The organism is Vibrio rubrogenes (assembly GCF_059641415.1).
In genome coordinates, this window is the sequence record NZ_JCARSY010000054.1 from 1 (window position 1) to 12,868 (window position 12,868).

Annotated in this window: 9 protein-coding genes; 6 read left to right on the forward strand and 3 right to left on the reverse strand. The window is 46.5% G+C overall.

The features are described 5' to 3' along the window. Positions 1 to 1,429: 1,429 nt before the first annotated feature. Complete coding sequence (locus AC55NX_RS19575; protein WP_496997258.1) at positions 1,430 to 2,335, reverse strand: LysR family transcriptional regulator; 906 nt, start codon at positions 2,333 to 2,335, stop codon at positions 1,430 to 1,432. Between the two features lie 131 nt (positions 2,336 to 2,466). Here AC55NX_RS19575 and AC55NX_RS19580 point away from each other — a divergent pair, with 131 nt between their 5' ends. Further along, positions 2,467 to 2,949: a GNAT family N-acetyltransferase gene (locus AC55NX_RS19580; RefSeq protein ID WP_311844760.1), complete on the forward strand. Its 483-nt coding sequence runs from the start codon at positions 2,467 to 2,469 to the stop codon at positions 2,947 to 2,949. 29 nt (positions 2,950 to 2,978) lie between these two features. Here AC55NX_RS19580 and ppsR read toward each other — a convergent pair whose 3' ends face one another. Next, a complete protein-coding gene (gene ppsR / locus AC55NX_RS19585; RefSeq protein ID WP_496997259.1) occupies positions 2,979 to 3,812 on the reverse strand; it encodes a posphoenolpyruvate synthetase regulatory kinase/phosphorylase PpsR in 834 nt (277 codons plus the stop codon). A gap of 177 nt (positions 3,813 to 3,989) precedes the next feature. Here ppsR and ppsA point away from each other — a divergent pair, with 177 nt between their 5' ends. Beyond that, the gene (gene ppsA / locus AC55NX_RS19590; RefSeq protein ID WP_496997260.1) at positions 3,990 to 6,365 is read left to right on the forward strand and encodes a phosphoenolpyruvate synthase; all 2,376 of its coding nucleotides are present in this window, start codon (positions 3,990 to 3,992) and stop codon (positions 6,363 to 6,365) included. A gap of 105 nt (positions 6,366 to 6,470) precedes the next feature. Here ppsA and AC55NX_RS19595 read toward each other — a convergent pair whose 3' ends face one another. Further along, positions 6,471 to 7,871, reverse strand: a complete 1,401-nt coding sequence (locus AC55NX_RS19595; RefSeq protein ID WP_496997261.1) for an aminotransferase-like domain-containing protein — start codon at positions 7,869 to 7,871, stop codon at positions 6,471 to 6,473. Between the two features lie 96 nt (positions 7,872 to 7,967). Between AC55NX_RS19595 and AC55NX_RS19600 the strand changes: the two genes are divergently transcribed. The 4 genes from AC55NX_RS19600 to AC55NX_RS19615 all read left to right on the forward strand — a co-directional run. After that, positions 7,968 to 8,876 carry an EamA family transporter gene (locus AC55NX_RS19600; RefSeq protein ID WP_496997262.1) on the forward strand — a complete coding sequence of 303 codons (909 nt, stop codon included), beginning with the start codon at positions 7,968 to 7,970 and terminating at the stop codon, positions 8,874 to 8,876. Positions 8,877 to 9,011: 135 nt separating this feature from the next. Continuing rightward, a complete protein-coding gene (locus AC55NX_RS19605; RefSeq protein ID WP_496997263.1) occupies positions 9,012 to 10,649 on the forward strand; it encodes a methyl-accepting chemotaxis protein in 1,638 nt (545 codons plus the stop codon). Between the two features lie 359 nt (positions 10,650 to 11,008). Next, on the forward strand, positions 11,009 to 12,289 hold the full coding sequence (locus AC55NX_RS19610) for a 2-hydroxycarboxylate transporter family protein (protein WP_496997264.1): 1,281 nt from the start codon (positions 11,009 to 11,011) through the stop codon (positions 12,287 to 12,289). A 309-nt stretch (positions 12,290 to 12,598) separates the two neighbouring features. After that, positions 12,599 to 12,868: FAD-binding protein (locus tag AC55NX_RS19615; RefSeq protein ID WP_496997265.1), on the forward strand; the 270-nt coding region annotated here is incomplete at its 3' end.

The window sequence follows — 12,868 nt, forward strand, 5'->3', positions numbered from 1 at the left end:
TATTTTTGGAATGGGGGTAACAGGGAGGCTCGGTTGAGGTGATTAAATTGTAGCTTGGTGTGTTCAATAGTAAATCTGTTGGTTTGGTGCGCAATCCCGTTCCTCGCTCTCATTGCCATCTCCGACTGCGCCCCAGTTCCTTTTGATGGATGCAAAAGGAACCAAAAGCATCTTTTTTGAGTTCGGTGCGCGTAATCAGGGGCGCTTTTATTCGCTCCTGCTCACGAAAAGCTTAAAATTCATCCCTGAATTTTACCCTGAGAACATCGATCAGTTGAGCTTCGTTGATTCAATGTTTCACTTTATTCAAATCAACCACCAAACCAAAGAAAACCATTCAAGGATGAATGGTTAGGCTTTTCCGGGCAGGACGCCCGTAAAAGCTGGTTCTGGAAAACGCGCGACCAAGCCCAACAAAAAAGATTTTCTGGTTCGTCTTTCATCTCTGAAAGATGAACTGGCGCACAGAGCACCAATGCGACTGAAATCGAGGAACGGAATTGTGCGTCAAACTACAACGCCGATGGCTGGAAAAGTAAAAGGATGCTGCTGAGTTTGGGACGCAATGACTTTCTTCGATCTTATTTGCATCTCCGACTGCGCCCCAGTTCCTTTTGATGGATGCAAAAGGAACCAAAAGCATCTTTTTTGAGTTCAGCGCACGTAATCAGGGTCGCTTTTATTCGCTCCTGCTCACGAAAAGCTTAAAATTCATCCATGAATTTTACCCTGAGAACATCGATCAAGTTGGCTTCGCCTTAAAGAGATTTCACCCAATTCAAATCAACCACTCAACCAAGAAAATCATTCATGGAAGAATGATTAAGCTTTTCCGGGCAGGACGCCCGTAAAAGCTGGTTCTGGACAACCCGCGACCAAGCCAAACAAAAAAGATTTTCTGGTTACGCTTGCATCTCTGCAAGAGTAACTGGCGCACAGAACATCGATGCCTCTGAAATCACTGACGCTGATTGTGCGTCAAATTTGGGAGCCGATTGTTCCGCTGAAACCTCTTCAATCAAAACAAAAAAGATCTTCTGGTTACGCTTGCATCTCTGCAAGAGTAACTGGCGCACAGAACATCGATGCCTCTGAAATCACTGACGCTGATTGTACGTCAAACTGCAACGCCGGAGGCTGAAAAAGTAAGAGGATGATGCTGAGTTTGGGACGCAATGACTTTCTTCGATCTCATTGCCATCTCCGAAAGCGCCCCAGGTACTTTTTAAGGCCGAAAAAGTACCCCAAAAGACCTAGGTTTAAGTTCAGCGCACGTAATCAGGGTCGGATTGATTCGCATCCTGCTCAAGATTTTTTGTTAGGAGATAGCTGAAAAATCATCCATGAATTATACCCTGAGAACATCGATCAAGTTGGCTTTTTAAAAAGATTTCACTCCATCCAAATCAACCACTCCCGTCACCGTCATTCATGAACATTGATGAAAATCGCTGAACAACCGGACAAACCATGCGATTTTCGGGTCGTTATGACGGGTTTTATGCCAGTAAAGCGTCAGCTGATAATCCGGTACATCTAACGGCATAGGTGATAAACGCAGCGATAAGCTTTCAGCAATGGTCTCAGCATACCGGGACGGTGCGGCCAGCAAATAAGATGTCTGCTGCAAAAAATAAGGTGCCGCCAGAACACTGGCAGTCCGAATCGCAATTTGGCGCCTTTTTCTTTGCCGTGACAATGTAATATCAACAATCCCTCTGGATTCATTCCACGGTGTCACCAAAATATGTGGATACTGAAGAAACTGAGCCAGTGAAAGATGCTCAGCCACCGGATGACTCTGACACCGCACACTGACATAGTAGTCGCTCAGCCAGACCAAGCGATTCAGACTTTCTGATTCTTCCTGTTGATGGGCAAACCCACATACCAGATCGATAGCTGACGATTTTAGCGCTGCCTCCGGTAATCGTTCGGCCAACTGGATAAATTCAATGTGGATATGAGGAAACGACTCGCTCAGGTAAGTGATAAATTCCCGCAGACACCATGATGTATAATCCGTCACGGCGATCCGGAATATATGCGTATCCTCCGGTGTAAAAGGATGCGATGAGGCCAGCCCCTGCCCCAGTAATGCCAATCCCGGCAAAACTTGTTCAGCTAACCGCTCAGAATAAGCTGTCGGTAACATACGATTTTCAATCCGGATGAACAGGTCATCCCCAAGCCGCTCTCGCAAACGTTGCAGGGCATGACTACACGCTGACTGACTGATATTCAGTTCATCGGCGCTGAGCGTTACCGAGCCCGTATGATATAAACTGGCGAACACCTTAAGTAAGTTCAAATCTAGATTAGGAAATTTACGCATGGGACTGTTTCTTGATGGGTAACCATCTGTCATGAATACTGTTCATATGAAGCCTGAATAAAGTGCACTTCATTCATAATTCATTTGAGCATACACTGTCACTAACCTGAGTCAACCAAAGCAAGGAAATCATGACCATTCATATCAGACCTGCCACAATTTCAGACGCAGCGACCATTTTAGATTTTATCAATCAACTGGCGATTTATGAGAAAGAGCCTGATGCAGTCGCCAATAGCGTCGAATCGATTGAACGCAAGTTATTCGGTGACGACGTTCGTGCCCATGCCCTGATTTGTGAAGCAGATAATCAGCCCATCGGCTTTGCCGTTTACTTCTTCAACTATTCGACTTGGCTGGGTCAATATGGCCTGTATCTGGAAGATTTATATGTCAGTGAACAGCACCGTGGCCTCGGGGCAGGCAAAGCGTTAATGAAATATCTCGCTCGTCTGGCGGTCAGCAAAGATTGTGGCCGCTTTGAGTGGACCGTGCTCGACTGGAATCAGCCATCCATCGACTTTTATCAAAGTATCGGTGCTGAACCTCAGGATGAATGGATTATCTACCGGATGACCGGTCAGACGCTGCTCGACTTTGCCGAACAGGGGTAAACTCACCGGTCTTTTATCTGCGTGACTGGCTAACAGAGGTGGCGTTTCAAGCCCGCTTTTTCGAGAATGCGGGCTGAAATTTCCTCAACCGACAGTGAGCTGGTATTGATATAAGGAATCGCTTCACGGCGAAATAACGCTTCCACATTTGCCAGCTCATGCTCACATTGACGGATGCTGGCATATTCACTCCCCGCCAGACGATTCTGCCGAATTGCCGTTAAGCGTTCTGCGTTGATAGTCAGACCGAATAGTTTATGCCGATGAATCTCAAACGCCGGCAAGAGCTTGAGCGAACGCATATCATCATGAATAAACGGGTAATTGACTACCCGCAGTCCGAACTGCATTGCCATGTAAAGGCTGGTCGGGGTTTTACCACTTCGGGAAACCCCAAGCAGCACAATATCAGCCTGTCCAATATCTTTCAGAGATATACCATCATCATGGGCCAAGGTATATTCGATAGCAGCAATCCGATCAAAATAAGTATCGGTATTTTTGCTGATACTCCGTGAGCGCTGCAATTTCGGCTGTGGTGCAGTCTGAGTATCAGACTGCACACGCTGAACAATGTTTTCCAGCACGTCGTAACAATGGGCAGACACCTGAAGGAGTCTGGCACGAATATGCGGGACCACAATCGAGAAAAAAACCAACGGTGGTACACCATGTTGTTGATAAGAAGATTCAATCTGTTTGATCACATCTGTCAATTTTTCATCACTTTCGACAAATGGAAAAGTTTTCTCATTGACGATGAAGGGAAACTGACCTAATACAGCATGTCCTATAGTCTCACATGTAATCGCTGTACCATCAGAAACGTAGAATACGTCACGACTTTGACTATCAATTTGCATATTTTATTTAAACTTTCAAATTATTTTGATTAGCATCATTATCACACTATAAACAGAACGACCTTCGGTATTCAACGACAAGTGCCACAGCTTTGAAAATATCCTTGGTTATTTTTTAGTCGGCAAATGTAAACGATTACCAAAACCAATAACAAAGTCATACTTCTGGAGAAAGAAATGCCCAACAATACCCTCTGGTTCAACAACTTATCGATGCAAGATGTCGATAAGGTCGGTGGTAAAAATGCTTCACTCGGTGAAATGGTTTCAAATCTGTCCAACGCTGGTGTCTCTGTGCCAAACGGCTTTGCGACTACCTCGTATGCATTTAATCAATTCCTAGATTATGAGGGGTTAGATAATCGCATTCATCAACTGCTTGATGCACTTAACGTTGACGATATTGACGCATTACGTCAGACCGGAGCCACCATTCGTCAATGGATTTTACAAGCCCCGTTTCCTGCCGATTTAGAACAGGAAATTCGTGACAATTACGCAGTGTTGACCGAAAACAATGCTGAAATTTCCGTTGCGGTCCGATCATCGGCCACCGCTGAAGATTTACCGGATGCCTCTTTTGCCGGGCAACAAGAAACCTTCCTCAATGTCAAAGGCATTGATGCCGTCCTTGAAGCCACCAAACATGTCTACGCGTCCCTGTTTAATGATCGCGCGATTTCATACCGGGTGCATCAGGGTTTTGACCACCGCGGCATTGCATTATCAGCCGGTATCCAACGGATGGTGCGCTCAGATAAAGCCTCTTCAGGTGTGATGTTTACCTTGGATACGGAGTCAGGCTTTGATCAGGTTGTGTTTATCACTTCCGCCTGGGGACTGGGTGAAATGGTCGTTCAGGGTGCGGTCAATCCGGATGAATTCTATGTCCATAAACCCTTACTGGAAGCCGGTCAGACCGCCATTGTGAAGAAAACCTTCGGCTCTAAAATGGTCAAGATGATTTACTCTGAGCGGCAAGAAATCGGCAAACAAGTCGAAATTATTGACACCAATGAGCAAGAGCGTCAGCAGTTCTCTTTAAATGATGATGAAATCAGAGCACTGGCGCAACAGGCGATGATCATTGAACAACATTATCAGCGCCCGATGGATATTGAATGGGCCAAAGATGGTATTGACGGCAAGCTTTACATTGTTCAGGCTCGCCCGGAAACGGTTTGCTCACAAAATGAAACCAGTGTTATCGAGCGTTTCCAACTCAATACGAAGGCTGATGTGCTGCTTGAAGGCCGGGCCATCGGTCAGCGTATCGGCTCAGGGAAAGTGCGCTTGGTTGACTCACTTGATCAAATGTCGCTGGTGCAACAAGGCGATATTCTGGTCACCGACATGACCGACCCTGACTGGGAACCGGTGATGAAAAAAGCTGCTGCGATTGTGACCAACCGAGGTGGCCGAACCTGCCATGCTGCAATTATCGCCCGTGAACTCGGTATTCCCGCGATTGTCGGTTGTGGCACCGCCACCAGCGATTTACAAGACGGAGCACTGGTCACCGTATCATGTGCCGAAGGCGAAACCGGCTATGTTTACCGGGGTCAGCTCGATTTCGAAGTACGTCGTTCTTCGGTCGATGAACTGCCAAACCTCCCCACCAAAGTGATGATGAATGTCGGTAACCCTGATCGCGCTTTCGATTTTGCTCAGATTCCCAATGAAGGGGTTGGCTTGGCGCGCCTGGAATTTATCATCAACAAGATGATCGGGATTCATCCGAAAGCGCTGCTTGAATTCGATACCCAAGATGATGCCCTCAAAGCTGAGATTCGTCAGCACATCAAAGGCTATCAGGATCCGATCGATTTCTACGTCAGTAAGCTGACGGAAGGAATTGCAACGATTGCTGCCGCCTTCTGGCCGAAGCGCGTCATTGTCCGGATGTCTGACTTTAAATCAAACGAGTACAGCAATCTGGTCGGTGGCCGAAACTACGAACCGCATGAAGAGAATCCGATGCTTGGTTTCCGCGGTGCATCCCGCTACATTTCACCGACCTTTGAAGACTGTTTTGAGCTGGAGACGCAGGCGATTAAACGGGTGCGTCAGGAAATGGGGCTGAAAAACGTCGAGATTATGATCCCATTTGTTCGCACCCCGGATGAAGCGTCATCGGTGATTGACTTGCTGGCAAAATTTGGTCTGAGACGGGGCGATCAAGGGCTCAAAGTGATCATGATGTGTGAACTGCCCTCCAATGCCATACTGGCGGATGAGTTTTTGAAGCACTTTGACGGCTTCTCGATCGGCTCGAATGATATGACCCAGCTGACACTGGGGCTGGATCGAGATTCCGGTGATGTCGCACACCTGTTTGACGAGCGTAACCCGGCGGTGAAAGCGATGCTGAAAATGGCAATTGAAGCGGCAACCAATGCCGGCAAATATGTCGGGATCTGCGGTCAAGGCCCGTCTGATCATGACGATCTGGCTGCATGGCTGATGGAACAGGGGATCAGTTCTGTGTCACTCAATCCGGATACCGTGATTGATACTTGGCTGAAGTTAGGGCAAGTGGCGCAATCTAACTAATTGGAGAGCGTGACGTCATTTCATTCACATGCTCAACCGCACCGGGCACCCATTTAGTTGGTGCCCGGTACACAGCTTCGCTACAACGGCTATCTCAAATGTCGGTCAGACTTCGTGCCTGACATCACTCGATTGCTTAATCGCCTCAACCAGCAGATTTAATTCATTCTCCACCTTCGGAGTGAGCTCAAAACCAATATTAATCCTGAAACAATCATTGTAGAGCGACAGCGTACTGAATAACTGCCCCAAACGAATATCAATCTTATATGCTTCGATAAGGTCAGTGAATCGGGTGAGATTCAGATCAGGCACCTGTAGCCAGAGCACCATGCCGCCTTGTGGATTACTTATCTTCACCTTATCCGGCAAACGTGCCGATAAAAAGCTAAGATACGCTTGCCTTAAGTTAAGCAACCGGCTGCGACGGCGTTTCAGTTGTTTGGCATAGTGACCGGATTCAACAAAATCAGCCACCGCGAGCTGAATGGGCAGAGAAACGCCAAAGAAAGAGGCCGTATGCTGATGCACATACTCTGCGGTGAATCGACCGGGCAAACACCACCCCAGACGATAGCTCGGTGACAGGCTTTTCGATATCGAACCGCACCAAAGAATATAACCGCCTTGATCGTAATACTTCGCAGGTAAAGGCGTATGTTCTGCATAGGAAAGCTCAAGATAGACATCATCTTCGATCATCGGTACTTGGTAATGGTTTGCCAGCGCTGCCAGCTTCTGCTTCTGCTGAGCAGACATGGTGATCCCTTGCGGGTTCATATGCGATGTGCAGAAAATCCCCGCCTTCACACTTCCTTGCTGTAAATGCTGTTCCAGTTGGTCAAGATCGATGCCTTCGTCGAGCGATGGAATTTCGACGATACGACGTCCCATTTGTCCGAGTAAATCTAAGATGCCACTAAAACAAGGTGAACTGATTGCAATCGCGTCCCCGACTTGCGTACAAGCTTCGACCGCTGACTTAATGGCCGGCATACATCCGGATGTGATCACCAGTTCATCCGGGTTGATATGGAGTCCGAGCTTGGCAAAATGAGCACTGAACGCATGACGTAGTGAAGGTTCGCCTTGCGGATGAGGATATTGATTGAGTCGCTGGCCGAGCCGTTTGCTGACGCGGCGAAAACTCTGCTCAAGCGCATTCAACGCCATGTCATCAAGATAGGTGGTTGAAATCCCGAGTGGCCCGTTATGTTTGGCAGAAGCAGCAAATGTTTGTCTGACCTGAGAAACCCGGCTCACAAACTGCGCCCACTCCGGGGTGTGATGTTTATGGCGCCGTAGCGACACATAATACCCAGCCTGAGGACGCGCATGGATCCAGCCTTGGGACTCCAGTTCTTGGTAACAGCTCACTGCTGTCGACATACTGACGGCCTGCTGTTTTGCGAGCTGTCGTAGTGAAGGCAGACGACTTCCCTCAGCCAGCTGACCCGCTTCAATCTCGCGAATAAATTGACTCGCTATCATCTTGTACATACTCATAGGCCACCACTGTACTGGTTTTAATGTAAAAAATTGTATCTGTACCCTTAACTGTACCCGAGTCATACTGTTTTTCAAGTGAACAGGAGAACAGTAATGATAAGAAACGATTTATTTTTGGCGATTGTTGTCATGGCGATTTGGGGATTTAACTTCTCAATGATTAAGTTGGGCATTACAGAAGTACATCCATTACTGGCGACAGCGGCCCGATTTACCTTAGCCGTGATACCTGCGATATTCTTTATCCGCAGGCCGAATGTGGCTTGGCGTTATTTGTTTGCTTATGGTTTAGTGTTCGGAGTCGGTATATGGGGGATGGCATCCTGGTCGATTACTGCGGGGCTCTCTTCCGGTATGTCTTCCGTACTGCTCTCATCGAACGCGTTGATTAGTATGGCCGCCGGGGTATGGATCCAAAAAGAACAGATCTCAAAACGCAAAATCATCGGTGCTGTAGCAGCGCTCGCGGCACTTTTAGTCTTGGTGGCGGCAACGAATGGTAATATTACGCCACAGGGGTTGATGTTTATTATGATCGCTGCGACTTGCTGGACCATCATGGGCATGATTGTCAAAGCCTCAAAAACCACCCAAGCCTTTGCATTTAACGTCTGGGGAATGCTCTTTGCGCCGATTCCTCTGGTACTTTTTGCGATGAGCATTTACGGCTCGGAGATCATATTCCATGCGGTTAAGGTTTGGGATGTGAAGACGACCATCGCCGTTGTCTTTCAGGCTTATCCAACCACATTGTTTGGCTACTGGGTATGGAACCGGCTCCTGATTCGTTATCCGCTCAGTACCACGGCACCGCTGACTTTATTAGTGCCCGTATTTGCCTTGCTCTCCGGATATTTGATGTATGATGAAGTTCTAAGTCTTGCACAGGTTGCCGCATGTATCATGTTTTTAGTCGGCATTGGGTTCATCATTAAACCGGCTGCCCCTCAAAGAACGCCACAACAAATACAACCGACCGTCGGCTATCTCTTGAAAAAATAACTGCCCTATACTATTCGTTAGATTTGATATGGATTTTATTAATAACGAATAATTCATCACATCAATCAGCCTGCAAACAGTCAAAAATGACTGTTTGCAGGCTTTAGGGTGATCATTTGGCTAAGGAGAAGCAGGATGAACCTATTGCGTGTTAGAACAATAAGAGCCAGATATACCTTTAATTTTTCTTTACTCAGCATTGTATTTCTTATGGTCGTGGTCGCAGCCTATCAACTGGTAAGCTATATCCAGTATAATACCGGGCGATATTCGCAAGGTGCCAACTTAATTCAGAATGCTGACCGAGATCTTTATCAATCCCGGCTCGCTCTCTCAACATTAATTTTTTCACCGGGTGATGATGATGCACTGATTAATCAACCGACACTCAAAGAAGAAGTCATGTCCAATGCACAACAGGCATTGGATCGAATGCAAGCTTTTATACAAATGACTAAAGATGAGCCGGAAATAGTTAATTATCTCTCATCTTTTCAAAGCTATTACCAACGATGGCACGCAGAACACACTGCCGTATTAAAAGCATTAGAAAATCAACAGCATGATTTAGCGGTTAACTTATTTTTGACTCGTGGTTTTGATTCATTCAAGAAATTAAGACATTTATATGACGGGTCTGAAGAACTGATCACCAAATATGCAACCCAAGAGAAACAACAAATTAATCGCCACGCTGATCAATTCAAGCTGTTTGTTTCGATTCTTTCCGTAATTGTCTTATTTTCAAGCCTCATGCTTGCTTGGTTTGCCCCGAAAAATATTTCCAACGCCATCAAAAAAATCACCTCTGATATCCATCAAATCAGTCAGGGCGATGGTGACTTGACGCGCCGGATTAATAGCCGGAAATCAGATGAAACTGGTGATCTGAGTCGCGAGCTGGATGGTTTTGTCGATAAGCTCGGTCATATTATCCGCCAAATCAGAAATGGTTGTGGCAGCATTCAAGACGAGATGAAAACCATCAGCCATGCCGCCGCAGAATCCTCATCGCTCAGTGATAAAGAAGATCAGTCGCTGGATATGGTCGTCACCGCAATCGAGGAGATGAGTTCTGCGACGAAAGAGGTCGCCCAAAATGCATCAGAAACAGCCACACAGGTTGAGTTGCTTTCCCGGCTGGTTGATGAAGGGGAAGCATCCATTCTTCATTCAACCGAGCGGTTACATGATTTAACTCAACAGATTGAACATGCCTCAGTTGTCATTGAACGCTTGTCCCACAGCTCCGAAAAAATTTCATCCGTTTTAGATGTGATTCTCAATATTTCCGAACAGACCAATCTATTGGCGCTGAATGCTGCCATTGAAGCTGCGCGAGCCGGTGATCAAGGCCGGGGATTTGCGGTGGTCGCTGATGAAGTCAGAAATTTAGCAAGTAAAACCCAGCTATCTACTGAAGATATTCGCCAGATGATCAATAGCCTCCAAAACGAGGTATCAGAAGCGGTTCAATCCATCAAAACAAGTGTCGATATTGCCACCAGTACCGAAACCCTGAATGCTCAGACAAAAGATTTGCTCGACACGGTGAAATCATCTTCGGATCAAATTCAAGAGCTAACGTTGCAAACAGCCAGTGCAACAGATGAGCAGAGTCTGGTTGCCAATGAAATTAATACCAACTTGGCGAACCTTTCAGAGATGTCGAAACAGATCAGAAATATGTCCAATACGGTGAATCAGTCGGTGCAAGATGCGGTGATAAGTATCGAATCGCTGGCAACACAAATTAAACGTTTTTCTGTATAAATCGGTGACCGGAAGGACGCATCAACACGTCTCCACCACGGTTCAACCTCACCGGACAATCATGTCACAGCTAAAATGTGGCCGATTCTCACTTTTCTGCGGGAGAGCATAATTTGGGTCTCTCGCAGAAAACCATCCGTTGTGATTATCGGATGAGCCGATTGTTTCATCACAATGCTTTATTCCTGACCACTCGCCTTGTTCATTCTGCTTTATCACCGATGAACAAAAGTTACAAAAGCACAAGATAGTTACATTAGCCATAAAATCAATCTTTCTTCGCCACAGTGTTGATAGACTCCCCCCACAAAATCAAAAACACCCACCCCCTACAGAAACAAACAAGGTGCAGGTAAGCTATGTTAACCAATAACTCTATCAACCATACGGATAAGCGCATGATTCATATCATCTTTGCGCTTTCTGCGGCAGTGATTTTGCTCGCCACAATCCAAAATAAAATGCCAACGGGAATCATTGGCGCAATCGGTGTAATGGCCGTCGTCGGATATATTTTGAATGTCATCGGGGACAAAACCCCCATTCTGAACCAGTTTTTTGGTGGCGGTGCCATTGCCATTATTTTCGGTTCTTCTTATCTGTTTCACAGTGATTTCATGCCTCAGCAAATTGCCGGCTCAATTACCACATTTATGAAAAGCGGTGGCTTCCTCTCTTTCTTTATCGCCAGTTTGGTCACCGGTTCGATCTTAGGTATGGACAGAGAAATCCTCAAAAAAGCTGCGCTGAAGTATATCCCGGTGATTTTCGGTGGTGTCATTTTTGCGTTTCTGTTCGCCGGACTTGTCGGTTTCATGGTCGGAGACGGGTTCTTCGATTCTATCATGTTGATTGCACTACCAATCATGGGTGGTGGCATGGGTGCCGGTGCCGTCCCTCTGGTTGAGATCATGTCCGGCAACACCACGATGACAGCTGCTGAACTGATGTCAAAAATGGTTCCGGCACTGGCTATCGGTAATGCGATGGCGATTGTTATCGCAGGCCTGCTTAACAAATTAGGCAGCGTCTATCCGTCATTGACAGGCAACGGTCAGTTGATCCGTGGCTCACAACAGCCATCGGTAGAAGAAGTAAACGAAAAACCATCTGTTGATACTTTAGGCATCGGCGCATTACTTGCGATCACCATGTTTTTTGTCGGTACGATGCTCACTGAAGTCATCAGTATGCACACCTATGCACTGATGATCCTGTTCGTTGCATTTATCAAAGTCATGGGTGTGATTCCCCGTGAACTCGAAAAATCGGCACACGCATGGTACAAGTTTGTGGTCGATAACCTGACGCCAGCACTGTTAGTCGGTATCGGTGTCGCGTATACCGATCTCAATCAGATCATCGCTTCATTGAATGTTGAATACTTCCTGATGGTCTTGGCGACTGTCGTTGGTGCGGTCGTTGGCGCTGCGTTGATTGGTCGATTGATGGGATTCTATGCCATCGAAGCGGCAATCACTGCCGGTCTGTGTATGGCCAATATGGGCGGAACCGGAGATGTAGCTGTACTGGCGGCATCAAAACGGATGGAATTGATGCCATTTGCTCAAATTTCATCTCGAATCGGCGGAGCCTTTATGCTGATTTTGGCTACCGTGATCTTAGAATTACTGAAATAAGAAATAAGGGACGATGACAATCGTTCCAATACAACAACGAAGATGCGCCACCGGCGCATCCTTTGAAATAATAAACTGAGATTAAACATAATAATTGATAAGTGTCCGGACCTGCTCAGCTCTGAGTCACGTTTAATCTTCAGACAATACCAAAAAGCAATACTGTCAGCCCAAGGAAAATAAGCATTCATTTCAGAATAACAAGAATGCATCAGTATCCGACCCTCACGGGTCGGTATACTCACTTGTTTGATGTGGAAAGTACCCCGGTACTTTTGAATTGATTATTTTTACACTTGGAGGATAGCTGTGAAAACTTTAACCACAGATATCGCAATTATTGGTGCCGGCGGTGCAGGACTACGTTCTGCGATTGCAGCCACCGAAGCAAACCCAGAATTAGAAGTCGCCTTGATTTCTAAAGTCTATCCCATGCGTTCTCACTCCGTTGCTGCCGAAGGTGGTTCCGCTGCCGTCATCAAAGAAGAAGACAGTCTGGATAACCACTTTAATGATACGGTTGGCGGTGGCGACTGGTTATGTGAGCAGGATGTCGTTGAATATTTTGTTGCCAATGCG

Excerpts from the sequence above, each read along its gene's own strand:
- ppsR (WP_496997259.1), bottom strand. The coding sequence starts at position 3,812 with ATGCAAATTGATAGTCAAAGTCGTGACGTATTCTACGTTTCTGATGGT.
- AC55NX_RS19575 (WP_496997258.1), bottom strand. The coding sequence starts at position 2,335 with ATGCGTAAATTTCCTAATCTAGATTTGAACTTACTTAAGGTGTTCGCC.
- AC55NX_RS19605 (WP_496997263.1), top strand. The coding sequence starts at position 9,012 with ATGAACCTATTGCGTGTTAGAACAATAAGAGCCAGATATACCTTTAAT.
- AC55NX_RS19595 (WP_496997261.1), bottom strand. The coding sequence starts at position 7,871 with ATGAGTATGTACAAGATGATAGCGAGTCAATTTATTCGCGAGATTGAA.
- AC55NX_RS19610 (WP_496997264.1), top strand. The coding sequence starts at position 11,009 with ATGTTAACCAATAACTCTATCAACCATACGGATAAGCGCATGATTCAT.
- AC55NX_RS19600 (WP_496997262.1), top strand. The coding sequence starts at position 7,968 with ATGATAAGAAACGATTTATTTTTGGCGATTGTTGTCATGGCGATTTGG.
- AC55NX_RS19580 (WP_311844760.1), top strand. The coding sequence starts at position 2,467 with ATGACCATTCATATCAGACCTGCCACAATTTCAGACGCAGCGACCATT.
- ppsA (WP_496997260.1), top strand. The coding sequence starts at position 3,990 with ATGCCCAACAATACCCTCTGGTTCAACAACTTATCGATGCAAGATGTC.